Raw genomic sequence first — 24813 nt, 5'->3', positions numbered from 1 at the left:
CCGTATTCTGAAAAAACTATATTGACAAACGTAATTAAAATTCATATACTAAGTTGCTATACAAAAGCAAAAAAATTGAATATAGGTTTTGGAGGTTTCAAAGTGAACATTAAAAATGTCTTATTAGGCAAACCATTAAAGAACAATGAGCTTGCACACGAAAAATTATCAAAGCTATGGGGGCTGCCCATACTTGCCAGTGATGCTGTATCCTCAGTCGCTTACGCTATCGAGGAAATCCTGCTGGTTTTAATACCTTTTGCCAGTGTTGCAGCATTTCATTTTGTTCCTTATGTTGTAATACCCATTCTGCTTCTGCTGCTTATTTTAGTATTTTCATATTCGCAGATTATAGACCATTATCCTCAGGGCGGAGGCGCATATGCAGTAGCAAAGGAAAATGTTGGAAACAGGGCTGCACTGCTGACAGCAGCTGCGTTAATTATCGATTATATTATGACCGTTGCGGTTAGTATATCTTCTTCAACGGCTGCCCTTGTGTCAGCATTTCCGGCTTTCCATGATCACAAGGTATTGATTTCCCTTGTATGCGTTTTCATAATTACGCTGATCAACCTCAGAGGAGCAAGAGAGGCGTCCAAAATATTCGGGCTGCCAACTTACATTTTTATTTTCTCTATGGCCTCACTGATTATTGTTGGATTTTTTAAGATAGTGACAGGTACTCTTCATCCTATTGAATATCAGGCCGGAGTATTTCCTAAGGAGACACTGCAGGGCATTGGGGTTCTGTTCTTACTAAAAGCCTTTTCATCCGGCTGCTCCGCAATGTCGGGTATTGAGGCAGTAAGTGACTCGGTCCCAAGTTTTAAAAATCCTGCAACACGAAATGCAAAGTTGATTTTATGTACATTGGCAGGAATCATTATATTTATTTTCGGAGGTATTTCACTGCTTGCAGTAAACCTGAAAGTGGGTATTGTTCACGGTCATACCGTATTATCCCAGCTGTCATCAGCAGTTTTTGGACATACCTTTATGTTTTATGTAATTCAGGTGTTTACTTCCCTGATTTTGATTCTTGCGGCAAACACCGCTTACAATGGACTGCCCCAGTTATTGTATATACTGGCTCACGACGGATATGTACCAAGGCAGTTTTCTTCGAGGGGAACAAAACTAAGCTTTTCCAATGGAATCGTATTCATTTATATCGTCTCTTCCCTGCTGATTATTGGATTCGGAAGTGATACACATAAAATGGTTCCATTGTATTCCGTAGGCGTATTTATATCCTTCACCGTAGCCCAATTCAGTATGTTTCTGAAATGGCGGAAAATAAAGGAAAAGAACTGGCAGTATAAATGCTGGATTAACGGAGTAGGGGCAATTGTGACACTGGTTGTATCTGTCATTGTCTTCTCTACAAAATTTACAGATGGTGCATGGTTATTAGGAATTGCAATACCTTTTCTGATGTTCCTGATGTACTTCATTAATAAACATTATACATTTGTTGCAGAACAATTAAAGCTGGATATTTTTCACCCTTATGACAAGGTATCCTCCACACAATGTATTGTGTTGGTACACGATATCAACAAGCCCTTTTTAAAGGCTATAAACTATGCAAATTCCATTTCCAATAATATCACTGCCCTGCATATCTGCCGTCATCCGGAGCATGCAGAGGCTTTGCGGAAGGAATGGGAGGAGCTTAAAATCCCATGCAAGTTAAAGATTATCGAGACACCCTACCGGGATATTATTAAACCTATGGATGATTATCTGTGGGAAAGGGAAAAAGCATTGAAACCTGGGGAAAATATCTCTGTTATTACGATTAAATTTGTAATAGATCATTGGTATGATAATATACTGCATAATCAGACCACATATTTTATCAGTCATAATTTAAGCAAACATAAAAATATATCTACAATTGTTCTTCCCTTCCATTACGATTTAAGGAATGTGGAACGCCATTAAAAAAAAGAGCCTCGGCTCTTTTTTTAATGGACATTCTTCTCATCTTTTACTGATACATATTTATTATCCTTTATATAAAATCTCCACAAGTAGTCTTTCGCTTCTCCCGTGTTTGGAATCCCTACCCGCTTACAGGATACTATCGCAAATTCCTCCTCCTGCCCTTCTTCAATGTATAGCTTACTGCCGCATAAATCCTCTCCGTTCAGATCTTTGTCAATCAGAAAGGCGCCACATAATTTCCCCGGTCCGTTTGTCAGCCCGATAATTTGAGATTTCTTTAATTCATGGTGTGGTTTTTTAAATCTGTTCTGAGCCATGAATTCAATCCCTCCCATCGGCTCAACAGCCCGTATCAGGACAGCCTGGGGAGTTCCCTCTTCTCTGGTAACCACATTAAAGCAATAGTACATGCCATAAATAAAGTAGACATAGGAAAATCCAGGTCCTCCATACATAATCTCCACTCTTGGCGTCCTTCTTCCGCCATAGGAGTGTGCGGCCTTATCTTCCACCCCCATATAGGCTTCTGTTTCCACAATTTTGGCAAAAATCTTTTGCCCGTTCACCTCATGTACAAGTACCTTTCCCAAAAGCTCCTTCGCAACAATTAATGAATCTTTATTATAAAATTCTCTGGGTAATTTTCCCATCAATAAACCTCCCTGCAGCCTTTTTCTGTTCAATAAGTATACCCTATTTATATATAATATATCATAAGCACAGGACTAGTAAATCCCTCTCTAAATATTTAGGTGTTTTTTCAAATTCTAAGTTTCTAAATGCTCAATGAAACCTTTCGCCAGCTTCATGTTTATGCTATAATATCTTTTAATAACGTTTGACTTTGTGCCGCATCCATTAAAATATGTAGGAGTTTCAGTATATGACAAAAGAAGAAGCAAAATTACTAGTACAAAAGCGCATTGCTGTAACTATTTTTTTAGTATTAACTTTTTTAATGTTGATTTATTACTTTTTCTTTTACAGAGAAGATAACACTTTTGTCAAGAAAGATTATTCTTCTGTAAAACGCGTCCTTTTTATTAGTTCCTACAGTGAAAGCTTTGAAACTGTGGATCTACAAAAAGAAGGAATCAAGGAAGGATTTGCCAACCATAATATTCAGCTCGATATTGAATATATGGATACGAAGAAATACGTTGAAAAAGAGAATGAGGATTTATTTTATCAAACGCTTCGCTATAAACTAAAACACACGGATAAATACGATGCCATATTACTGGGTGATGATGCGGCACTGGAATTTGGAGAAACTTACCAGCAAGAGTTATTTCAGGGAATACCCATGGTTTTCTTTTGTATCAACAATATAGACTACGCAATAAGAGCAGGGACAAACCCTTATATTACAGGTGCAGTGGAAAAGCTATACCTGAAAGATACCATTGATATTGCAATTCAGTTCCAGCCTAAGGGAAAAAAGATAATTGCAATATATGACAGCGCCCTATCAGGTCAGGGGGATGAAAAGCAATTTTTTTCGGCCAAAAATGATTACCCTGAATATCAATTTGAAGGAATCAATTCATCGAAATATACACTTCAGGAGTTTGGAGAAAAACTTGACAAAATATCAGGCGACAGTATCCTCATATATATGAGCAGTTTTGAAGATGTAGATGGAAACCAGTATACGATACCTGAAAGTGTCCAATTTATTGTGACACATACTCATGTGCCGGTATACCGGGTTTCTAGTTCCACTGGAATTGGAGAGGGGCTTATCGGCGGAAAAACGGTTTCTTATGAAAAGTCGGGACGTAAAGCTGCCTCAATGGTTGTTGAAATTCTAAATGGAGCAAATGTAGCCGATATTCCGGTGGTTATAAAGGGGGAAAGCCAATATTGCTTTGATTATCAGGTTTTAAAAAAATACAACATCAACCCTTCACTAGTCCCTCAGGATGCCGTCATTGTAAATAAAGAGCAGACCATTTTTGAAAAATATGAGAGAGTAATGATTCCGGTATTTCTATTTGTTTTCGTATGCCTGTCCATAATATTTATTACGCTGATTGACAATTTAAAGCGCAGCCGTCTCACAAAAGAATTGCAGGAATCCCACGATAAATTACAGGAAACATATCGTAAATTAATTGTTACGGAAGAAAAATTAAAACAGCAGTATAAGGAAAATCAAGAATACACAAAATATCTGGAAACAAAAGAAGAAGTTATTCGTTATCAGGCGGAACATGATTATCTGACAGAGCTTCCAAACAGACGCTCCGCTATGGATATGCTGAATATGTTGATTGCCACAAAACAAAATTGTACTGTTATTGTTATGGATATTGATGATTTCAAGGAAATTAACGATTCCTACGGGCATGCCTGTGGGGATGCAGTTTTAAAGGGAATATCCCGGCGCCTGCTGAATCTTATGCAGGACCAGCGCTTTTATGCTTCAAGATTAGGAGGCGATGAGTTCCTTTTAATTATAAAATCTATAGAAACGGGACCCGACAGTAAATTAATGCTCCAAATAAAACAGGTTTTTTCAAAGCCTATTATCTTTGAAGAGAAGGAACAGTACATAAGAGTGAGCATGGGAGTAGCTTATTTCAAGGGAGGTATAACGGAAGCCAGCGAAATCATTTCAAATGCCGACTTTGCAATGTATACAGCCAAAAAATCAGGCAAAAATGAATGCTTTTATTACAATTCAGGTATGAAAAATGAAATGATTAACCGTAAAAATATTAAAAGTATCCTGAGCGAGGCCTGCAGACATGATCGGTTCTATGTTTTGTACCAGCCGCAGGTTAAGGCCGCAACCGGTATGATAGCCGGCTATGAAGCCCTTCTCCGGCTAAAAGACCATGCCATTTCTCCTGACCAGTTCATATCGATAGCAGAAGAAACAGACATCATCTTGACGCTGGGCCGCATTGTAACCAAAAAGGTAGTGGAACAGATGGCAATATGGAGAGGTCATGGATTAGATTTGCGTCCTGTCGCAATAAACTTTTCAAGTAAGCAAATAAAAGATAAAGGCTATGTATGCTATTTAAAGAACTTACTGGATAAATACAAGATTTCACCGGAGTTAATAGAAATTGAGATTACAGAAAGTATTTTCATAAATAACAATGAGAATGCTATGAAATTATTCGAAGATTTTTTGTCCATCGGGGTGAAACTTGCACTGGATGATTTTGGTACTGGATACTCCTCTATTAACTACCTGACATACATACCGGTAAAAAAGATAAAAATAGATAAATCTCTCGTTGATATTTTCCTAAAAGATGAGAAGGATGCATTCATTGAAAATATTATACGGCTGGCACATTGCCTGGGATTAAAAATCACAGTCGAAGGGGTAGAGGAAAAGCAGCAGCACGAAAGATTAAAAGATTTTGAATGTGACTATATTCAGGGTTACTACTTCAGCCGGCCAATAACTGGAGAAGAAATAGAGCTGTTAAAAAGTCCTATTAAAAAATGAGGCAAAGTCTGATTTGACTTTGCCCTAATTCCTTAATCTACTATAAAGTGACTCTGCTTTAAACGCCTTCTAAATTGAACCTGCTTCTTCAAGCTCTTTGATAATAATCTTTTTCATTTTCATCATGGCTTGAACCTGAGCATCCGTCTTTGTTAACTCCCCCATATTATAGGGCGTTATCTGCCAGGATAAACCAAACTTATCCTTAACCCATCCACACTGCTCGGCCTCTTTGACATGGGATAACTTGTCCCAAAAGTAGTCAATCTCATCCTGATCTTCACATTCTATCGTCATTGATATGGCTTCGTTAAAATGGAAATACGGACCACCATCCAGAGCAAGATACTTCTGTCCGTTCAATGTAAACTCAGCAGTAATAATCTTGCCTTCCATACCCTCAAAATGCTCATCAAGGCTTTCATCAGGGTATTTAACAATTTCTTGTATTCCGGAGTTGGGGAAAATGCTTACATAATAATTAATCGCTTCCTCACAGTTATTATCACCAAACCATAGTGATGGTACAATCTTTTTCATTTGTTACCTCCTTTTTAAAAGTGTATTAAATTTTTCCGCATGGCAATAAAGTTTAATATTATTTTACGACAAATCATAAAATGATTCAATCAAATAATCACGGTGAATGTCTCTGTTTATATCCAACTTATTTAGTAATTTAAGATACCTGGGCCTGATATAGTTTTGCATAAATTCCTCCCTGGCAGATTAGCTCTTCATGAGTTCCGATTTCTCCAATATTGGTTCCATCCAATACTACAATTTTATCTGCCTGACGAATAGTCGATAAGCGGTGAGCGATTACAAAGGTAGTTCTTTCTCTGGAAATCTCATCCAAAGCAAGCTGAATTTCCTTTTCTGTCTTGGTATCCAAAGCTGAAGTCGCTTCATCTAAAATAAGAATTGGTGAATTTCTTAAGATGGCTCTGGCAATAGAAAGCCTTTGCTTTTGTCCTCCTGACAGTCTGACCCCTCTTTCACCAATGACCGTATCATAGCCCTCCTCCATCTCTGTAATAAATTCATGGGCATTGGCTGCCTTTGCTGCTGCCAGTACCTGTTCCTTACTTGCTTCTCTCCATCCATAAATAATATTTTCATAAATCGTTCCATTAAACAAAAAGGTGTCCTGTAAAACCATACTGATATTATCTCTCAGACTTTTTAAAGTAACATCTTTAATATCTGTTCCGTCAATATAGATACTTCCTTCCTGGGGATCATAAAAACGGTTTAGGAGACTGGCAATCGTTGTTTTTCCTACCCCTGTCTTTCCAACAAAAGCTATCGTCTCTCCTGGTTCTACTTCCAGATTAATATGTTCTAATACATAGTTTTGGTCATTATAGGAAAAAGATACATTCCGAAAACTTATGCTTCCCTTTGCCCTTGGAAGATTCTGTGCATTTGGCTTTTCTTTTACATCAGGTGTCTCATCAAGTATTTCAAGCACACGCCGACAGCCTGCCGAGGCATTTCCTGCCATCTCTACAAGACCGGAAAAACTTTTAATGGGACCGTAAAACATACTCAGATACATTACAAAAGCCACAATATCCCCTACCTGGACTTCCCCTGATGTTACCAATCTTCCTCCAAAAATCACGACAACAACAGAACCCAGTGCTGTAAAAAATGCAAGTAAAGGATAGGTTGTTTCAAAGAAAAAGCTGGCTCTTAAATAAACTTTACTATGTTTAAGAGAGAGTTGGGAAATCTTCTTTTCTTCTTTCTCCTGCTGATTAAATATCTGGATTTCCTTAATCCCAGAAAAATTGTCCTGTACAATGCCGGACAGTTCTCCTCTGACCTTGGTATTCTGATGCCAGATAGGTGCCAGGTATTTTCCCTGCCACAAAGTAATCCCCAGAAGAAAGGGAATGGTAACCAGGCTTACAACTGCCAGTTTCACGTTAATAAAGAACAGTACAAAACCAACGCCAAAGAAGGTCAGCAGATTTACAACAAAATCAGGGATCACATGGGCCAGCAGCATCTCTGCCTCCATAGCATCACTGATCACCCGGCTTGTCAAATCCCCTGTCCGGCTGTTGTTAAAATACTTAAGGCTCATGCATTGAAATTTGGCATACAAACGGCTTCTCCAGTCTGCAACAAAATGTAGTGCTGCATAATGATTCAAGTATCCTGCAAGGGAAGAACCTCCTGTCTGCAGCACAGTAGCTGCTAAAAGTAAAATTCCTATTTTCATAGCCTGTATCTCAAATTCTGATGTATCACCTGCGGCCAGCCCCGTCAGTTCCCTAAGAGCCCACGGCGTATAAAATCCTGCAATGGTAGATACCATGACAGCCAGTAAAGCCATAAAAAGATGGAGCCAGTATTTCCTGGCATCTTTCAGGACACGTATTACGGTGTTCATACCGCTACCCCCTCCTTTTTATGATATCCGGTCACAGATTCTTCCCCTTGAAGCACATCATAAGTAAGGCAAATAGGTCTTCCTGTGCGAGGTTCCTGTACAATCACCGCATCAATCTGAAATGTTTTTCTAAGGACCCTGGCAGTCATTACATCTTTGGGCGAACCATGCTTTATTATTTTCCCCTTTTGTATGGCTATCATATAATCTGAAAACCTGGCTGCAAGATTTAAATCATGGAGAACCATTACAATCGTGCAGTTCTGGTCTCGATTTAATTCGAATAAAAGACTTAGCACTTCTAACTGATGGGCAAGGTCCAGATAAGTAGTTGGCTCATCCAGCAGAATTAAGTCTGTCTGCTGAGCCAGTGCCATGGCAATCCATACTCTTTGCCGCTGGCCTCCTGATAAGGTATCTACCTCCCGGTTCTCAAACCCACTCAGCTTGGTAACCTCCAAAGCCCATTTTACAATTTTCTTATCTTCCGGGGTAAGCTTTCCAAACCCTTTTTGATGAGGAAAACGCCCATAAGCTACCAGTTCGCTCACCGTTAATCCGCTGGGGGCAGTGGGGGTCTGGGGCAGAATCGCCATTTTCTTTGCCACTTCTTTTGTTGATAAATTCCGGATATCATCTCCATCCAGATATACCATCCCACACTTAGGTTTCAGAATACGTCCCACTGCTTTTAGCACGGTGGATTTCCCACAACCATTAGGCCCTATAATGGAAGTAACTTTTCCATGGGGAATCTGCATATTTAATTCTTTTACGATTATTGTATCGTCATAAGCAATATCCAGTTGTTCTGTTGTAATACTGTTCATAGTCTCCTCCTTTAATTTGACCTTGCCAAAAGATATAGAAAATACGGAGTACTGAGCACCGTAATAATAATGCCTGTAGGCACATCTGACCCAAGGCTGACAGTACGGGTAATGGTATCTGCCAGCAGTATAACAATGGAAGCTGTCAGGCAGGAAGCAGGCATCAGCAGCCTGTGGTTTGGCCCTACCAGTTTCCTCGCCATGTGAGGAGCAATCATACCTACAAAGAAAAAGTTCCCCCCTACAGCCACACTGCCTGAGGAAAGTGCCACTGCTGCAATAGACAGGCCCAAAAATTCAGGTTTTACAGCCACTCCTAATCCTGTAGCTGTCTGATTCCCAAGATTTAAAGCATTCAGTATTCGTGATTTATAAAATGTGTAAACAAATAATATTAAAATCCAGGGTGCCAAAACTGCAATATAATTCCAGTTGTCTCCCCATAGACTGCCTGCACTCCAACGCTGGATAAAGTCCATCTGATTCTGATCCAGCTTTAATGTCAGCAGCGTAGTCAAAGCACCGTATCCGCTGCCTAAGGCAACGCCTGTCAGAATAAGGCCTGTGGGAGAGATATCTTTTCCCCTCCTGTAAGAAAGCAGATAAATAATTGCTGCCGCAGTGATTCCTCCTATAAAGGCCAGTAAGGGAAGTGCAATAATGGAGGACATTCCCTCCACCCGGAAAAACACTATAAACATCAAGACAAAAAGCCCCGACCCAGAACTGATTCCAAGGGTTCCCGGACTTGCCATATCATTGCGCAGAAGACTTTGCATAATGCACCCGGATGCTCCCATTCCAATACCTACAAGAACTGCCAGAATAATACGTGGAAGGCGGAATTCAAATACAATCAAATTTTGTTTTTCTGTTCCTTTTCCAAGAATTACATTTAAAACTTCCCCGGGAGTAAGATTCATTTTTCCCGAATTCATACTTATAACAGCAATGGCCAGCATGAGTGCTGTCATAATAAGAATCATCCAGATACCACGGTTCATCGTATATCTTTGTTTCTTCATTATTCAAACTCCCTCCTCTGTTTTCTCGCAAGATAAAGAAAATAAGGAACTCCTATTATAGAGAAAATAATTCCGATTGGGGTTTCATAAGGCTTGTTAATCAATCTTCCAATTAAATCCGCTACAACTGTAAGCAAAGAGCCATAAAGTGCTGAAGCAGGAATAATGTATCTGTAATCCACTCCTATCATGTGACGGATCATATGGGGAGTAATCAACCCGATAAAGCCTACCGGACCTACCACAATAACAGAAAGCCCTGTAAGTACCAAAACAATCAGTGTAGAAATCCCTTTCACAGTTCCTGTTTTCAGCCCCAGGCCTGCTGCCACTTCTTCCCCCAGGCTTAAAACTGTGACCGATGGCGATATTGCAATCGCTGAAATCATACCAACAGCAAAGAAAGGGGCTACAATCAAAAGTTCACCCCATTTAGCTCCCGCAGTACCTCCTGCTGTCCAATAGGCCAATGCGTGTCCCAAATGGTATTTAATGGACAGATACTGGCTGAAGGCACCAAACAGCATGGAAATGGAAATTCCGGCTAATACCAGCCTTTGAGGAGTCATTCCTCTTTTTCCCATAGAAGCAATAAAGTAGGTCATGCCGGTAGTAACCGCTGCCCCTATACAGGCAAGCAGCATTTTCCCTCCATAGCTTCCCGAAGGAAAGTATGCCATGGAAATAGCTATGGCAAAAGTGGCGCCACTGCTGATGCCCATAAGCCCGGAATCTGCAAGGGGATTACGGGTAGTTCCCTGCATAATTGCACCGCATACTGCAAGGCTGGCCCCTACAATAATGTTCGCTGCGGTACGGGGAATGCGAAGAGTCTGGATAATCTGATGTTCTGTCATTGCCGGATTAAATTTAAAAATGGCTTCCCAGGCAGTTGACAAACTCATGTCGGCAGCACCGAGTGAAACGGAAGCTGCCGACATAAGCACCAGTAAGACAAACCCTGCCGCCATATAGATTCTAAAACTTGCAATGCCATGACGCGGTTTCTTCTGGGTGTTCATTTGCATTGTTATCTTGTTCCTTTCAGAAATTTATAAAGCTTTTACTTAATAAGAGAATTAATCGCATTTACAATATAATCTAACTGTTCCGTCAGGCTCGTAACATCAGAGTAGTAGAAAAGGCCAAGCATTTCACCAGGAATTTCTGCTACGCGGCCTTCCTGAACTGCAGGGATGCTCTTCCATATTTCTGTTTTTGCATATTCAGATTCCTTTCCTTCCTGCTGGAACCAGAGAATATAATCTCCAAAATATTCATGGGCAACTTCATAACTTATGGAACCTCTGCCCTCTCCGGTTTCTTCTATCAGCTCTGTCAGCTTTTCAGGCATCGCAAGTCCCAAATATTCATAGACTACAGTACCACCTCTGGATCCCGTTTCATAATACACACCGCTCCATTCTCCGGATGGGCCCCAATCTTCCATAATACTAAACGTCTTTCCTTCAAAGCTTTCCCCTTTCAGAACTTCCTTTGCTTCTGCAAGCTTTGTGGTAAAGGTATCCACTGCTGCCTTTGCCTCTTCTTCCTTTCCTGCAGCTTCTCCAAGAACTAAAAGACGTTCTGTCGGCTCAATATCTTCTGGTATTACAAGTACAGGGGCTATTTTACTGAATTTATCAAAATCTTCTTCACTATAAGTAATAATAAGATCCGGTTCCAGAGTCATAACATTTTCAGGCTCCCAGGAATCAATCTTGGCAGAATCCAGCAGTTCTTCATAAAATGGCATGCTTTCCTGCTCCCATGCATTATAACCTACCAAATTTAATCCAAGTGTTATCACTTCACCTACATACCAGTTAGCTACCACTCTTTGGGGATTTTCAGGAACTTCAATATCCCCCTTTATGGTACTTACGGTTCTTGTGCCGGTTTCTCCAGCTGTTTCAGCCTCATTTTCTTCGGCCACTGAACCGGTTGTAACAGAGGTATCTGTATTTTTTGTATTACCGCATCCTATTAAAACAGAAACAATCAAAACTGCTGTGCCTAAAACTGATAAAAATTTTTTCATAAAAGTCTCCTTTAAATATCTTTTTTTGATTAACAGATGCGCGCCTATTCTGTTTTTTGGTTAGATACAGCTAACTCATTTGAAATAGTAGCATTGATTTTGTAAAACGTCAATGACCCTTTCAGAAAATCCAAGAAGTTCCATTTTCTTTTGCTACTTGTTATACATGAAATTTACTGGAATTTTCATTAGAATTATATATTCTATTTTTTCAAATTGGAGTATCATTCAATCATATTGGTGTATTGATAGATTTTGATCCTCATGCTATAATGAACCATATTTAAAACAACGACGGAGGGTAAAAATGGATGAATATACGAAAACTTCCTGGAGGGGATTTGCGGAAAAGTACAACTTAACGGATGGTGTATATGGCAGAGGCCTTATCTACTATTTCCCTCCAGACTGGTCCCATGGATGGATAACAGAGATGAACCCTGCAAAGGGATTGTATGTGGCCAGTACCTGGTTTATCCCCAACCAGACTATGATTCATACCGTGGAGACCGACAAGCCTTGTATGTGGATTCTGTGTATCGACAGTGGTGAGATTACCTATACCCAGCAGGGTAAAAAAGCGGTTACGCTTTCAACGTTTAACCATGTTATTATAAATCCCGGGAAGAAGTTTCGATTTACTTTTAAAAAAGATATGCATTACTGTTTTACCAGTGTTCTGATTTATGATGACTTTATAGACTCCTGTATAAAAACCCGGACAGATCCGCCTAAAATCAATATAGAAGATGCCAGGCAATGGAAGGATATAAATTATAACACCCCCGAGACTCTGCTGATTATGGAACAGATCCGATGGAACGTACGGCATGCAGATATCCCTCTCCTTGGCTATGAAGGAATGGTATTGCATCTTCTCACTTGTATTGTCAGAAACTTCCCCCAGGTACCTAAACGCAGAAGCGAAAGACGTCATTATGTTACATGGGAATATGAGCAAAAAGTATATAAGGTAAGAAACCGAATTGACCAGGATGTTTTACATCCTCCTGCCATGCAGGAATTATGCAGGATAGCCGGTATGAGCGAAAGTAAGTTAAGGCTTTCTTTCAAAAATCTCTATGGAATGGCACTGTATGATTATATTAGAACGGAAAAAATGAAAAAAGCTATGCTGCTTATGGGTGATGATCACTTAAGTATTAGAAATATTGCTGAAATCTGCGGGTATAAAAATGCTGCAAAATTTACAGCCGCTTTTAAGGAAGTTCACGGGATAACTCCAAGTTTTTTCAGAAAGTCCTTTAATTTATAAGCAAGCTTTTTGATATCATACTCTCCTAAAAGAACATCAATATATTCTTTTTCCCTTCGCTCATTGATTCTCGTTTTCTTCTTGCCATAAAAATAGCCTTCTATGATAGTATATTTTATCATAGAAGGCTATTACATTTACTATTTTACGGACTTTTTTACAGGCCCCTTTACCCTTTTCTTACTCTGCTTTTTCGATGATAATACTATCATCCTTGAACGTCAAAATATCTCCCGTAGCTATTTTTTTATAATCTTCTTCAGAAATATTGCGGAGTGCCATCCCGCGTCCATACATTTTTTCACCGATCAGCGGCCCTAATGCCAGAACTGGTTCTGCTTCCAAACATAATATAGCAGCAGGTGCCGTCCCTCTCTTGACCATTTCTATCAGAACCCCGGACCCTGAACAGGACCCCCGGTCATAAGGAATACATAAAACCTTATTTGTTAATACCTCTCCGCACAAGTCATGGTGAACATCCAGAATCCGTCCTGTGACAGTATCCACACCTCCCCAGAAGCTTAGCGGCTTATTTGAAACAAGAGCCTCTGCTTTCGGATTTCCTTCCAGTAATACCTTAGTATTTTTAATTACTAACATTTGCGCCGCCCCCCTTCTGGCTTTTTCCCTGTCAATGCAGCTTCTACACAGCCTTTCATATCAGCCATTGTGATATTGACTCCGGCAATGGAAGGAGCATATTGTGCTGCTTTGCCTGAATTTGTTACAAAGTGCTGCCCCTCCCATACTCCGTCACATTCCATTTCCATCAGGCAGGTATCTTTTAAAATCACTGCTCCGGACGCTTCTATCGTTTTGGATACTCCGGCCCTTTGAGCCAAATCATATACCGTCTGATTTGTCTGTATCCAGAATTTCGTATTCTCCGATACTTGTTTTCCTTCTATTAATTCTGCTATTTCCCTCACTTCCGGGAATGAAAGATGTGGACATCCAACGAGAACAAGATCTACCTTATCCTTCTTAGCCGTATTCAGCCGCTCTTCCATCTCTTGCATCTCTTTTGGTGTGATCTTCACTGTTTTGTAGTCTTTTTTACCCTGAAATGCAGTTTCTAAGTCCGGAGCTTCCGGTGTTATTCCTACTACATGGAACAAAGCTACCGCACCACCGGATGCTGCCGCTGCCGACAGTGACTTTAAATCATCCGGCATTGTATGTTCCGGGAGACCTTTAATGACGGGAACTTTATTTACCACAATCTCTCCTACCAAATATCCAAGAACTGCATAATCCACACTGTCCTGAAACCACTCTTCGTCAAAGCCCTCCAACTCAAAGAGCATATCTCCTGCCCTATTCTCCTCAATGTACAGTCCATATTCAGGAACACGTCCGACTACCGCACAACACACATCTACAAGGTCCGGAAGTCTTTCGGCCCTTGCTCCAATCACTGAATTGACATAATTCACTGCATTGGATTCGGACCAGCTTACAACTTCACCAAAACCGGGTACATTCGTACATTGGTAGGGAGCACACGTCCATGTGGGAATGACCCCAAGCTTCAAATATGCATCTTCAAGCCGCCTGCTCTTTTCAGCAAATCCCTCCGTAGTACCAAACTTTTTCCAATCAACAATGTCTCTGGAAACCGGGTTGATTGTAGTTGGAACGGCAACCCTAGCCCCATTGTTTAATAAATATTCAATAAATTCTGTCCCAGCATCCCATATCGTCGTATAGGCAGCAGCATCAATATGAGCATTTTTAACCGGCAAAAAACGTTTTGCCCCAAATAGTTCCCCCATTTTGACAAGAATCTCCATGGCCTGTTGAACACCCTTTCCCATCTCTCCATTCAACATGCGCTGTTCATCATCCGAAAGTCTCATGATTGCCCTCCTTTGTCGTTCTGCTTAGCAAAAAGCAAATCAAATACAGCTCCAAAAACCAGCTTCTTTATAGGAGTTATCATATCAATTCGTCTATCTTTTGTCAATCTGACACGAAACGTTACTCTTGATTACAGGTATCCAGACCTCAAATTTAGCCTGGCGGGGGTCGGGATTAAGATATACTTCAATATCCGGCCCGTTATCATATTCGTAACCAGAGGTAGGGAGCCATTCCGCTACAATGCGCCGTTCTAATTCTTGAATAGCCTGAGGACAAGTACCTTCTCCGGAAAAAATTGCCCAGGTAAAAGCCGGTACAACATACTCTTCTAAACCCTCATCAGCCGGGGCGGAACTCGAAACAGCAATAAAATACTTCCACTGCTCCTCATCGTTACATGCACTTACCCCTAAAACTCCCATGACCGGAGCATCCATCATCCCCGCCAGCTTCTGAATTGTTCCATTCATGGCTGCATCCTGCCACATTTTCGGAACAATCATAAAATTTTCTTCTACTTCCTTGTGAAGCGGCTGGGATACACCAATAATCCGAAACGCTTCTTTCTTTTCAATACGATAATTCAATTCCTCAACTCCTTTAACCATAATTTTAAACATGAGCGGCGGAAAAGATTTTACAGCCACACCACCGCCTTTTACATGTGACGGAGCAATTCCATGAACAGTCTGAAAAGCCCGGTTAAATGCAGTAGGCGAATTGTACCCATATTTTTGAGCAATATCTATAATTTTTTCGTCACCACCCTGCAAATCTACCGCAGCCAATGACATTTTTCTCCTGCGGATATATTCAGACAGCGGAACATTCGCCATGTATGCAAACATTCTCTGAAAATGGTAGGCAGAGCAGCAGGCTATTTTTCCAAGCTCCTCATAATCCATTTCCTCCGTCAGGTGTTCCTCAATATAAATAATTGCTTTGTTTAACCGTTCAATCCATTCCATTTTTGTCAGCTCCTTTATTATTATTATAAAAACTATTTTCTATTTTTTCCTCTCTTTCTCTGCACAAAAAAGAGAGGTTGTCCTTGTTTATTTTTAAGTATTACATATCTGGAAATTAAGCGCAAATGTTTTCTTCTCTTCTCATTCTGCTGCACAATTAGGCTGCCAAACGGCAGCCTAATTACAAAATACTAATTTAATTTTCCTTCAGCATTAGAGAGAAATAGTCCTATTTATAGATTCTGAATTGTATTTAATCGAAACTTTGCCCTTCCAGCGGCATTTTGGGGCACCCATACTTCTTTGCCCACCAGCTTGTGATGAGCGGAGCCAGAATACAAGTAATAACAGTTGAGGCAGCAACCTGAACAGTAGCAGATGCAACAAATGGCTCCCATGCCGTATCTATAATCGCAACTGCTGCCGGTACTCCAATTGCATTCCCCGCAGTTGTAGATACTGCCCACGCGGCATATCCGGGCCTTCTTCCAACAACTCTATCGAAAAACAAGATAAAGAACCCTCCTATAAACACGGTTGTCAGTCCAAGCACAACTCCCGGAAAACCTCCTTTTATAATACTGGAGAGGTCAATGCCTGCTCCTAACGCAAAACCTATAAGGGGTATAATTGCAGTTCCCATGGGAGAAAACAACTCCCGGAGTCCTTTATCTAAGTTCCCCAGCAGCATTCCTAACAAAATAGGGATGATTGCCGCCAACAAAGACATGAGCGGGATATTTGCCAGGCCAGAAGCCCCTAATGCAACTAAAGTAAAGAACGGCCCATCATTTAATGCCAGCAATGGAAAACATCCACAATCCGCTTCATCTCCATAATTCCCCATCAATGTCAAATAGACACTTCCATTACTATTCGTAACTGCACTAATGATTGCCAGTGTTGTCAGTCCAAAAACCCCTTCCATTCCAAACAACTTGCCAATAATAATCCCCAGCAGGGCTCCAACTGCAAACTTTGAAACAAGAAGTATGCCACCTCGTTTTAATACTTTAGGCATATCTTTTACTTGCAATGAAGTTCCCATACAAAACAATTGTGCCCCTAATAAGGTAGAAACTCCTGCACTAGAAAAGAGTGCTGTCGTAAGCCCTCCTATCTGCAGTGCCTCCGGAAACAATGTGTTAATTAAGCTGCCTAAAAGTAATGGTACGACCATCATCCCTGCCGGAATCCTTTTTAAAAAATTTAATATCATATGTATGCCTCCTCATAATATTTGATATTTAAACACAGCGATTTGCTTTTCACTCTCTGTTACCCTCTCCTTGCTGACTCAAGTAAAAGTCTTTCAACAATTTCAATTCCAATGTCATTACCGCCGCAAAATCCTCCTTTTGCGACTAGCGGCATCCCATGGTATTTTCCAATAATTCTTCCCACATCAATTTGAGCTACAATATTATCCATAGCCTGTATGCACTCTACTTCAATTTCCCTGCATACACATTCCATTGTGTCTCCTCCTGTCAGGAAAAGTCCAGCTACCTTCTCCTGCCCAACAGCCTCTAAAACTCCTTTGGCGATTTTTGCCAGGCCTTTATTAATTAGTCTTGAAGCTGTTCCTGCTTCATAGCTATATCTTTCATCCTCCTGCTGTAAATCCACAACCGTATGCAAAGCTGTTTCTGCAAGAACTGTTTTAGGTCTTGGCTCCTGCTGAAAAAGTTCTTTTATCTTTTGAATTGAATCTTCAATCTCTTTTTGTGCTGTTTCACCTCCTTCTATCAGCGCCGCAGGAGATATTCCCACTGCTATATTTCTATCATCTGCTTTGCATAAAGTTTCCACTTGAGCCTTTGTCGCCGGATTAGCACTTCCTATGATTCCAAATACAGTCTTTCCTTCTTCCGGTACAACCCCTTTGGGAATATTTGATTTTTCTTCCTTTATAAGTCCTCTTTGGTAAGCCAGCTTCATCGTAAATGCTCCCGGATCTACTGCCAGTACATTCCAGTTAAGGTCAACACATACTTTAGCAATCCTATCGATATGCTCCAAAGTAATTGCATCTATAATTAACACTTTATTACCCTGCCTTACCGATTCCCTCATATGATTTTTAAGTGTTTCTTCCCCACTTAGAACATTGCTTAATGTAATCAGCCCTGCCTTGCGTTTTGTCTGCTTTTTTATCAAATCCAACACAAAGCTCTCGGTTACAGGCGTCTTAACATCATTGGCAACAGGTGTTTCGGTTAAAATCACTCCATCAATCACAGAATACCCGCCTATGCAAATTCTGCGTGACTGTGGCATTGCCGTTACCATGACTGCTATCATATCGTCATCTAAGGTGTCCAGCATTGCATCTATCTCAAACCCGATGCCGCCCCGTAATGTAGTATCAATTTTTTTTGAAAAGTACTGAATTCCCATATTCTTTAAAGCCTGGGTTGCCTGGGCAACCTTTCGATACGCTTCCCCTGGTTTTAAATGTCTGCTATTACTGCTGACATATATTGCATCCAACTGATTTGCGCCCTGAAATTGTTGAACTGCCTCCGGGTCAAAAAATAATCCTGTTTTTGCCTGTGACCTTGCTACTAACACCCCGGAACTTGCCGTCCCTGTAAAATCGTCTGCCACAACTCCAATAATCGCCATGATTTCCTCCTCTACTTCTTTTCCAGTAAAGCCTTGGCATGCCGTACTGTTGAGTGAATAGCTGCCGTCATGCTTACATTTGTTGCAATACCTTTTCCAGCAATGTCAAAAGCTGTTCCATGGTCCACAGAGCATCTCAGCACCGGCAGCCCTAAGGTTACGGAAACAGTCCTCTCTAAGTCTAAGGTTTTACACGGCATATGCCCCTGATCGTGATACATCGCTAAAATTGCATCAAATTCTCCTGTTTTTCCTCTTGCAAAAAGTGTGTCGGGAGGAATGGGACCTGTTACATTAATTCCCCGTTTCTTTGCTTCCTCCACTGCCGGTATGACTTCCCTCAGTTCTTCATCCCCAAATAACCCGCCTTCTCCACAATGTGGATTAATTCCTGCAACCGCTATCAGAGGATTTTCTAATCCTAATTTTCTAAGCTCTATATCCATTCTTTCCAATTCATTTAAAATATTTTCTTTTGTAGCATATTTAATTGCATTCATTAGTGACATATGTCTGCTTAAATGAAATACCCGCATTCCAAGACAGTCAAACATCGTCAGAACATATGGCGCCTTTGTCCCATCCTGGTAAATTTCCGTATGCCCTTCCTGCTTCACACCTAGCATTTTTATGGATTTCTTATTAATGGGAGCAGTGGTCACTGCGTCAATCTCCCCAGCAAGACCTAATTCAATAGATTTATTAATTGCATCAACAGCAATCTGTCCCGCTATCTTCTGCTCTGCCCCCCACTGAAGTTCACTTAATTCATACTCTCCAGTTTTAACCACATCAATGGTACCGTGCTCAAATTTAGCCTCTGATACCTTTTCTATTTCCCGAAACCTGATATCCTGCTCCTCTAACACTCCCTGAGCTCTTTCTAATACTCCTGCGCATCCAATGACTAACGGCCGGCATATTTTATAAATCTCTTTTTCCCTAAGGGTCCGTACGATGATTTCAGGCCCTATCCCTGCCGGGTCGCCAACTGTAATTCCGATAATTGGCATATGTAATTCTTTCATATTTCTCTTTCCTTTCAATCGGTGTATTTATATTTTATTTTTCTTTCTACTAGTATATTATTATTTTCAATCGAAATCAATATATTTTCAATTGTCTTTTTTCACAAATTTATTCCTTTCTTTTTGTTGCTTTCCTCCAAAACTTTTGCACTTCGAAAGCGCAATTTTTCATTTGCACACAAAAAAGACCGCTGCACAATGATAGTGCAGCAGCCTTTTAACAGCTAACTTTTTCTATTAAACGATATCCATATCTACCTTTACTTTTTTTGCCAAGTGTACGATTTCCTTCGTAACATCCGTATCAGTAATCACTTTATATATATCATCCATTGGGCATACAGTAAATAAATTACTATTTCCAAACTTTGAACTATCCGCAATCACATAGGTTTGATTTGCCATTTTGATAATTTCCCGCTTTAAATCCATTTGGGGGGTTCCCATTGAAGTCAGGCCTACTTTTAAATTGATTCCGTTCACACCTACAAAAGCTTTATTCACATGAAATTGTCCCATCGCATTCACGGCAATATTATCCAAAGCTGACGGCGGATTTCCCATCACCTGCCCACCTACAACAAACAAATCCACATGCCTTGCAGTTGATAATTCTGCTGCCGAAATTAAAGAATTTGTTACTACGACAATATGTTTCTCCGGATGCTCCTTAATATATTTTGCCAGATAATATCCCGTTGTAGAATCATCAATCATAATGGAGTCTCTGTTTACTATATATTCAAATGCTTTCTTAGCAATGCGATATTTTTTATCGCTGTTTAAAAAGCATTCTCCGGGTACAAATTCAACACTCAGCCCTTTCTCTATTTTCACCGCTCCGCCATAAGTTTTTTTTAAAACACCCTGCTCGTCCAGTTTTCTAATATCACTGCGGATCGTAACCTCAGAACACCCTAAACGGTTACTTAAATCTATTACATTAACGCTTCCATTCGTCTGTACTTCATCTATAATAACTTCAAGTCTTTCACTCATCTTCATATTTTCACCCTTTTCATATGCACTTGAATTTCTGTCAAATTAATTATATTATAGAAAACCTAATATTTCAATTGAAAATGGTTTTACGTTTTCTTCTATTGACTCTCAAGGCAACATAATGGATTCAAATCTAAAGACAATACTACAACATACTCAAATATTCCCCATATCCCTCTTCTTCCATCTTTTCTCTGGGAATAAATCTTAAAGACGCACTGTTAATACAATACCGTAATCCGCCCTGGTCCGCAGGGCCATCCTCAAATACATGCCCCAGATGTGCATCTCCATTGCTGCTTCTTACTTCCGTCCTCACCATACCATGGCTTCTATCCGTAATATTTTTAATTAACTTGGAATCAATCGGCCTGGAAAAGCTGGGCCATCCGCATCCTGATTCAAATTTATCATCGGATAGAAACAAAGGTTCACCCGTAGTAATATCAACATAGATTCCTTCCTCAAAGATATTAAAATATTCATTGCGGTACGGAGGTTCTGTTCCATTATTCTGAGTTACCTCAAATTGCATTTCATTCAGACTTGCTTTCAGCTCATCCTGCGTCTTTTTCACATACTTCTTGCTTGTATCTACCGCTTTTTCCGCCTTCTCAAATTTGTCAGCACCAATATGGCAGTATCCGCCAGGATTCTTATCCAAATATTTCTGATGATATTCCTCTGCTTTATAATAATTAGCAAGAGGCTTTACTTCAATGGCAATCTTCTCCTTGTAGCTTTTCTGAAGGTTGTCTATAGAAGCTAAAATAGCTTCCTCATCTTTTTCATCCGTAAAATAAATTCCGGTTCTATACTGTGTGCCAATATCACCCCCCTGGCGGTTTTTACTGATTGGATTGATGACATCATAATAAAGGTCCAGGATAAATGGAAGCCCGATTTTACTGTCATCATATTCCACTTTTACAGCTTCGGCATGTCCGGTATTCTTGCGGCAGACCTCCTCATAAGTTGGATTCTCCGTATCTCCGTTCGCATATCCAACCTCCGTAGACAGAACACCTGGAATATTCTGCAGATACTTTTCCGTTCCCCAAAAACATCCTCCTGCCAGATAAATCTCTTTTTTCATAGAATTCCCCTTCCTAAATAAACGACTTTTCATTTTAAGTAGCTTTCTCAATTGCATCGTTCTTATTCACAATCATCTATATAACGGTTTTACTTTCCTTTGTTTGTTCTCTGAAAAAAACTACCATATATTGTCATTGTATACAGTGCAATTGCACATTTCAAGAAACTTTTTATAAATTAAAAAGAGCTTTGCATTTTCGCCTATTTATTGAAAATTGAACTTCTATCTCTGGATAATGTTTTTGAAATCAGATTAATCAACAATTCCTCAGCCGCAGAAATACTCGCCATACAACAAACAATGGAAACCGTTATTTCCTTTCCGAAAACAGGGAATAAAAAGGGAAAGAAAAATAAAACTATTCCTGTTGCTTTATTAGCGTAAGTATGTAGGAATGCAAGCCGCTGATACTTTACAAAACCAGTAATGATTGAAATCAAACGCACTGCAGCAATAGCGGCTATCCAATAGATACTCCATAATGGAAGGTTAATAACTGGTATAAATATGAACAACACAATACTAATAAATATCAGATCCGAGATACTGTCAAACACCTGCCCGAATTTGCTGCAGGCATCCATTCTTCTTGCAATATATCCATCTAAAACATCACTAATTCCACATATAACATAAAAGAAAAAGAATGGAATTGAAAATGGTTCTACAAGCAACAAACTGACAGATGCAAATATTCTAATAAGTGTAATGCAGTTAGGAATTCTTTTCATAAATTTCACTCCTTGCACACATCAATCCATTCTATATAGCCAGAATATTTTTCCAATTCTTCTATTGTAAGTTCAATGGCACTGTTGCTGCTTCCGCAGGCAGGATAGACCGTTTCAAATCGTTTGAGCGATATATCCAGATAGACAGAAACATCTTTTTTGACAGCAAAAGGGCAAACTCCCCCTATTGCATGTCCAACCAAATCAATCACCTGGTCTGGAGAGAGCATCTTTGCTTTTGTTTTAAAATGTCCCTTAAATTTTTTATTTTCAATCTTAGCAGCCCCAGCAGTAACAACCAAAATTGCTTGTCCGTCTACCATAAAAGAAAGCGTTTTTGCGATTCTCTCCGGTTCACAGCTCAATGCGGAAGCAGCTAATTCAACAGTTGCGCTGGATGCTTCAAATTCCTGAATTCGAGTATCCATATTATATTGTTTAAAAAATGCTTTTACATTTTCAATTGCCATGATATTCTCCCTGCCTGTTTATATTATCTATTTTTTACTTAACTTTCGATTAACTAAGTACAAATTCATTTTACATGAGGATACCATCCAATGCAATAAAAACGGTTTATTAGCGCCCATTTATTATAGTCTTGGGTTTTCATACAGATTCTTTTATTATGCGTTTGCTATTATAACATGTATTTGATATCATGTAATTTATAGGAATATTCAAAACTGTCAATTTCACAGGCATTTTGAATTGTATATTAAATAGAGATTAAAAGGTGGAAGCAAAATGGATAATCAAGAGCAAAAACATCAGCGCCGTCCCAGGTATAAGGGTACTCACCCAAAAGCTTTTAAAGATAAATATAAGGAACTACAGCCAGAGTTATATGCTGATGCTGTGGCCAAGGTAATTCAAAAGGGCAATACTCCTGCCGGTATGCATCGCTCAATTTGTGTCAACGAAATATTAGAATTCTTACAAATCACTCCTGGACAAACCGGATTAGATGCAACCCTAGGTTATGGGGGGCATACTTTAGAGATGCTTAAATGTTTAAATTCGAAAGGACACTTGTATGCTACCGATGTAGATTCTATCGAATTGCCACGAACAAGAGAACGTTTAGAACGCTTAGGTTATGGCCCGGAAATTTTAACAATTAAACAAACAAACTTTTCCAATATAGATCAAATTGTTTCCGAATCGGGACCATTGGATTTTATATTGGCAGATTTAGGTGTCTCTTCCATGCAAATAGACAATCCTGAAAGAGGATTTTCTTTTAAAACAGAGGGACCATTAGACTTACGGCTAAATGCCTCTAAAGGTATCTCTGCAGCGGACCGCCTTAGAACCATTTCACAAAATGAATTACATGGTATGTTGTTGGAAAACGCAGACGAGCCTCATGCCGCAGAAATCTCTCGTGCCATTACTTCCGCAATAAAAAAAGGAGCCGACATTGTCACAACAAGTCAGCTCCAACAAATTATCGAAGATGCTCTGAAATTCATTCCAGAAAAAGATAGAAACCATGAAGTCAAAAAATCCTGTCAAAGATGCTTTCAAGCATTACGAATTGATGTCAATAATGAATTTGAAGTATTATATGAATTTTTAGAAAAACTTCCTGCTGCCATGGCTGAAGGCGGGCGTGTTGCTATCCTTACATTCCATTCAGGAGAAGACCGTCTCGTTAAAAAATCCTTTCAACGCTTCTATCGCGAAGGCATCTATAGGGAAATAGCTCCTGAAGCCATTCGGCCATCCGCATCCGAATGTAATTCCAACAGCCGTGCCCGATGCGCAAAATTACGTTGGGCTATAAAAGCTTAATAGAAGCGGGTCATAAGGACAAAGTTTTAAATTCCAAATATACAGAAAGGTGCCAGCCAGAATGAACCGCCCCCCAATTGTTAGACCAAAAATCTAATGATTGGAGGGGCGGTTTTTTCATGGCAAAGTATTCATTTGAATTTAAGAAAAAAACAGTTTTAGCATATCTGGCTAAAAATGCAAGCTTCGATGAAATAGCTAAGAATTATGGTATGTCATCTTCTTCGCCCATTAAAAGATGGGTTTGTGCATACCATGAATTGGGTGATGCAGGTTTGATGCGTTCCAGAAAGAATGAGAAATATACTTTTGATTTCAAAATCCGTGCAGTTGAGTTATACTTATCATCAGAATACTCTTATCAAGATTTGGCATCTGCACTTAAAATGAACAATCCAACACTGATAACTAAATGGGTAAATGACTTTAGAATTGCAGGTCCGGAAGCACTAAGGGAGAAAAAAAGAGGTCGTAAGAAATCTTTGAATACTGATAATAAAAAAAGTAAGGTGCAGCCAGTTCAGGAAGTTACTTTGGTCGATTCAAGCGCTGAACATATCAAACAACTTGAAGATGAACTTCTAAAATTAAAAATAGAGAATGCTTATTTAAAAGAATTGAGGAGGTTGCGTTTAGAGGAGGAAACTCTTCTGAAAAAACAGCGAGAATCATCCACAGCCTCCGAAGAGACTT

The 24813-nt window shown here is 39.7% G+C and carries 22 protein-coding genes; 5 read left to right on the top strand and 17 right to left on the bottom strand.

The annotated features are described in order from the left end of the window. Positions 1–102 precede the first annotated feature (102 nt). A complete protein-coding gene (locus tag A8805_RS20765; RefSeq protein ID WP_109714627.1) occupies positions 103–1950 on the top strand; it encodes an APC family permease in 1848 nt (615 codons plus the stop codon). Between the two features lie 23 nt (positions 1951–1973). Here the strand turns inward: A8805_RS20765 and A8805_RS20760 are convergent, their stop codons facing one another. Beyond that, complete coding sequence (locus tag A8805_RS20760; RefSeq protein ID WP_109714626.1) at positions 1974–2603, bottom strand: DNA-3-methyladenine glycosylase; 630 nt, start codon at positions 2601–2603, stop codon at positions 1974–1976. Between the two features lie 233 nt (positions 2604–2836). Between A8805_RS20760 and A8805_RS20755 the strand changes: the two genes are divergently transcribed. Beyond that, positions 2837–5425, top strand: a complete 2589-nt coding sequence (locus A8805_RS20755; protein ID WP_109714625.1) for a bifunctional diguanylate cyclase/phosphodiesterase — start codon at positions 2837–2839, stop codon at positions 5423–5425. A 69-nt stretch (positions 5426–5494) separates the two neighbouring features. Here the strand turns inward: A8805_RS20755 and A8805_RS20750 are convergent, their stop codons facing one another. From A8805_RS20750 to A8805_RS20725, 6 genes are all read right to left on the bottom strand, one after another. Then, positions 5495–5965 (bottom strand): VOC family protein, encoded by a 471-nt coding sequence (locus A8805_RS20750; protein WP_109714624.1) that lies wholly within the window; start codon positions 5963–5965, stop codon positions 5495–5497. Positions 5966–6104: 139 nt separating this feature from the next. Next, the gene (locus A8805_RS20745) at positions 6105–7829 is read right to left on the bottom strand and encodes an ABC transporter ATP-binding protein (RefSeq protein ID WP_109714623.1); all 1725 of its coding nucleotides are present in this window, start codon (positions 7827–7829) and stop codon (positions 6105–6107) included. Continuing rightward, the gene (locus A8805_RS20740; RefSeq protein ID WP_109714622.1) at positions 7826–8659 is read right to left on the bottom strand and encodes an ABC transporter ATP-binding protein; all 834 of its coding nucleotides are present in this window, start codon (positions 8657–8659) and stop codon (positions 7826–7828) included. Before A8805_RS20740 ends, A8805_RS20745 begins: the two co-directional genes overlap by 4 nt. 11 nt (positions 8660–8670) lie before the next feature. Continuing rightward, positions 8671–9684: a FecCD family ABC transporter permease gene (locus tag A8805_RS20735; RefSeq protein WP_109714621.1), complete on the bottom strand. Its 1014-nt coding sequence runs from the start codon at positions 9682–9684 to the stop codon at positions 8671–8673. Next, positions 9684–10706, bottom strand: a complete 1023-nt coding sequence (locus A8805_RS20730; protein ID WP_109714645.1) for a FecCD family ABC transporter permease — start codon at positions 10704–10706, stop codon at positions 9684–9686. The genes A8805_RS20735 and A8805_RS20730 overlap by 1 nt, the downstream gene beginning before the upstream one ends. Positions 10707–10747: 41 nt before the next feature. Then, positions 10748–11725: an ABC transporter substrate-binding protein gene (locus A8805_RS20725; protein ID WP_109714620.1), complete on the bottom strand. Its 978-nt coding sequence runs from the start codon at positions 11723–11725 to the stop codon at positions 10748–10750. Positions 11726–12032: 307 nt separating this feature from the next. Here A8805_RS20725 and A8805_RS20720 point away from each other — a divergent pair, with 307 nt between their 5' ends. Beyond that, the gene (locus tag A8805_RS20720; protein ID WP_109714619.1) at positions 12033–13001 is read left to right on the top strand and encodes a helix-turn-helix domain-containing protein; all 969 of its coding nucleotides are present in this window, start codon (positions 12033–12035) and stop codon (positions 12999–13001) included. A gap of 180 nt (positions 13002–13181) precedes the next feature. On the opposite strand, the gene A8805_RS20715 is transcribed toward A8805_RS20720, so the two are convergent. The 10 genes from A8805_RS20715 to A8805_RS20670 form a co-directional block, all read right to left on the bottom strand. Further along, positions 13182–13604 carry an aconitase X swivel domain-containing protein gene (locus A8805_RS20715; protein ID WP_109714618.1) on the bottom strand — a complete coding sequence of 141 codons (423 nt, stop codon included), beginning with the start codon at positions 13602–13604 and terminating at the stop codon, positions 13182–13184. Continuing rightward, entirely contained in the window at positions 13598–14863 is a 1266-nt protein-coding gene (locus A8805_RS20710; protein WP_109714617.1) for an aconitase X, read from the bottom strand. The genes A8805_RS20715 and A8805_RS20710 overlap by 7 nt, the downstream gene beginning before the upstream one ends. Before the next feature lie 93 nt (positions 14864–14956). Further along, the gene (locus tag A8805_RS20705) at positions 14957–15835 is read right to left on the bottom strand and encodes an AraC family transcriptional regulator (protein ID WP_109714616.1); all 879 of its coding nucleotides are present in this window, start codon (positions 15833–15835) and stop codon (positions 14957–14959) included. 253 nt (positions 15836–16088) lie between these two features. Beyond that, positions 16089–17054 (bottom strand): 2-keto-3-deoxygluconate permease, encoded by a 966-nt coding sequence (locus A8805_RS20700; protein WP_109714615.1) that lies wholly within the window; start codon positions 17052–17054, stop codon positions 16089–16091. Between the two features lie 59 nt (positions 17055–17113). Continuing rightward, on the bottom strand, positions 17114–18463 hold the full coding sequence (locus A8805_RS20695) for a four-carbon acid sugar kinase family protein (RefSeq protein ID WP_109714614.1): 1350 nt from the start codon (positions 18461–18463) through the stop codon (positions 17114–17116). Positions 18464–18474: 11 nt separating this feature from the next. Then, positions 18475–19491, bottom strand: a complete 1017-nt coding sequence (gene pdxA, locus A8805_RS20690; protein WP_109714613.1) for a 4-hydroxythreonine-4-phosphate dehydrogenase PdxA — start codon at positions 19489–19491, stop codon at positions 18475–18477. Between the two features lie 237 nt (positions 19492–19728). Continuing rightward, positions 19729–20490, bottom strand: coding sequence for a DeoR/GlpR family DNA-binding transcription regulator (locus tag A8805_RS20685; protein WP_242992533.1), 762 nt, complete (start codon positions 20488–20490; stop codon positions 19729–19731). A 148-nt stretch (positions 20491–20638) separates the two neighbouring features. After that, the gene (msrB, locus tag A8805_RS20680) at positions 20639–21589 is read right to left on the bottom strand and encodes a peptide-methionine (R)-S-oxide reductase MsrB (protein ID WP_109714611.1); all 951 of its coding nucleotides are present in this window, start codon (positions 21587–21589) and stop codon (positions 20639–20641) included. A gap of 203 nt (positions 21590–21792) precedes the next feature. Then, entirely contained in the window at positions 21793–22323 is a 531-nt protein-coding gene (locus A8805_RS20675) for a CDP-alcohol phosphatidyltransferase family protein (RefSeq protein ID WP_109714610.1), read from the bottom strand. A 5-nt stretch (positions 22324–22328) separates the two neighbouring features. Then, positions 22329–22793 carry a YbaK/EbsC family protein gene (locus tag A8805_RS20670; protein WP_109714609.1) on the bottom strand — a complete coding sequence of 155 codons (465 nt, stop codon included), beginning with the start codon at positions 22791–22793 and terminating at the stop codon, positions 22329–22331. A gap of 277 nt (positions 22794–23070) precedes the next feature. Between A8805_RS20670 and rsmH the strand changes: the two genes are divergently transcribed. Both rsmH and A8805_RS20660 read left to right on the top strand, forming a co-directional pair. Next, positions 23071–24120 (top strand): 16S rRNA (cytosine(1402)-N(4))-methyltransferase RsmH, encoded by a 1050-nt coding sequence (gene rsmH, locus A8805_RS20665; protein WP_109714608.1) that lies wholly within the window; start codon positions 23071–23073, stop codon positions 24118–24120. A gap of 119 nt (positions 24121–24239) precedes the next feature. Further along, positions 24240–24813 (top strand): helix-turn-helix domain-containing protein (locus tag A8805_RS20660; protein WP_109714607.1); only part of this gene is annotated, 574 nt, incomplete at its 3' end.

The sequence above is a fragment of the Faecalicatena contorta genome (assembly GCF_003149105.1).
Taxonomy (GTDB): Bacteria; Bacillota; Clostridia; order Lachnospirales; family Lachnospiraceae; genus Muricomes; species Muricomes contortus_C.
The sequence above is the reverse complement of the archived record's forward strand: the minus strand, read 5'-3'. Positions and strand labels throughout refer to the sequence as shown.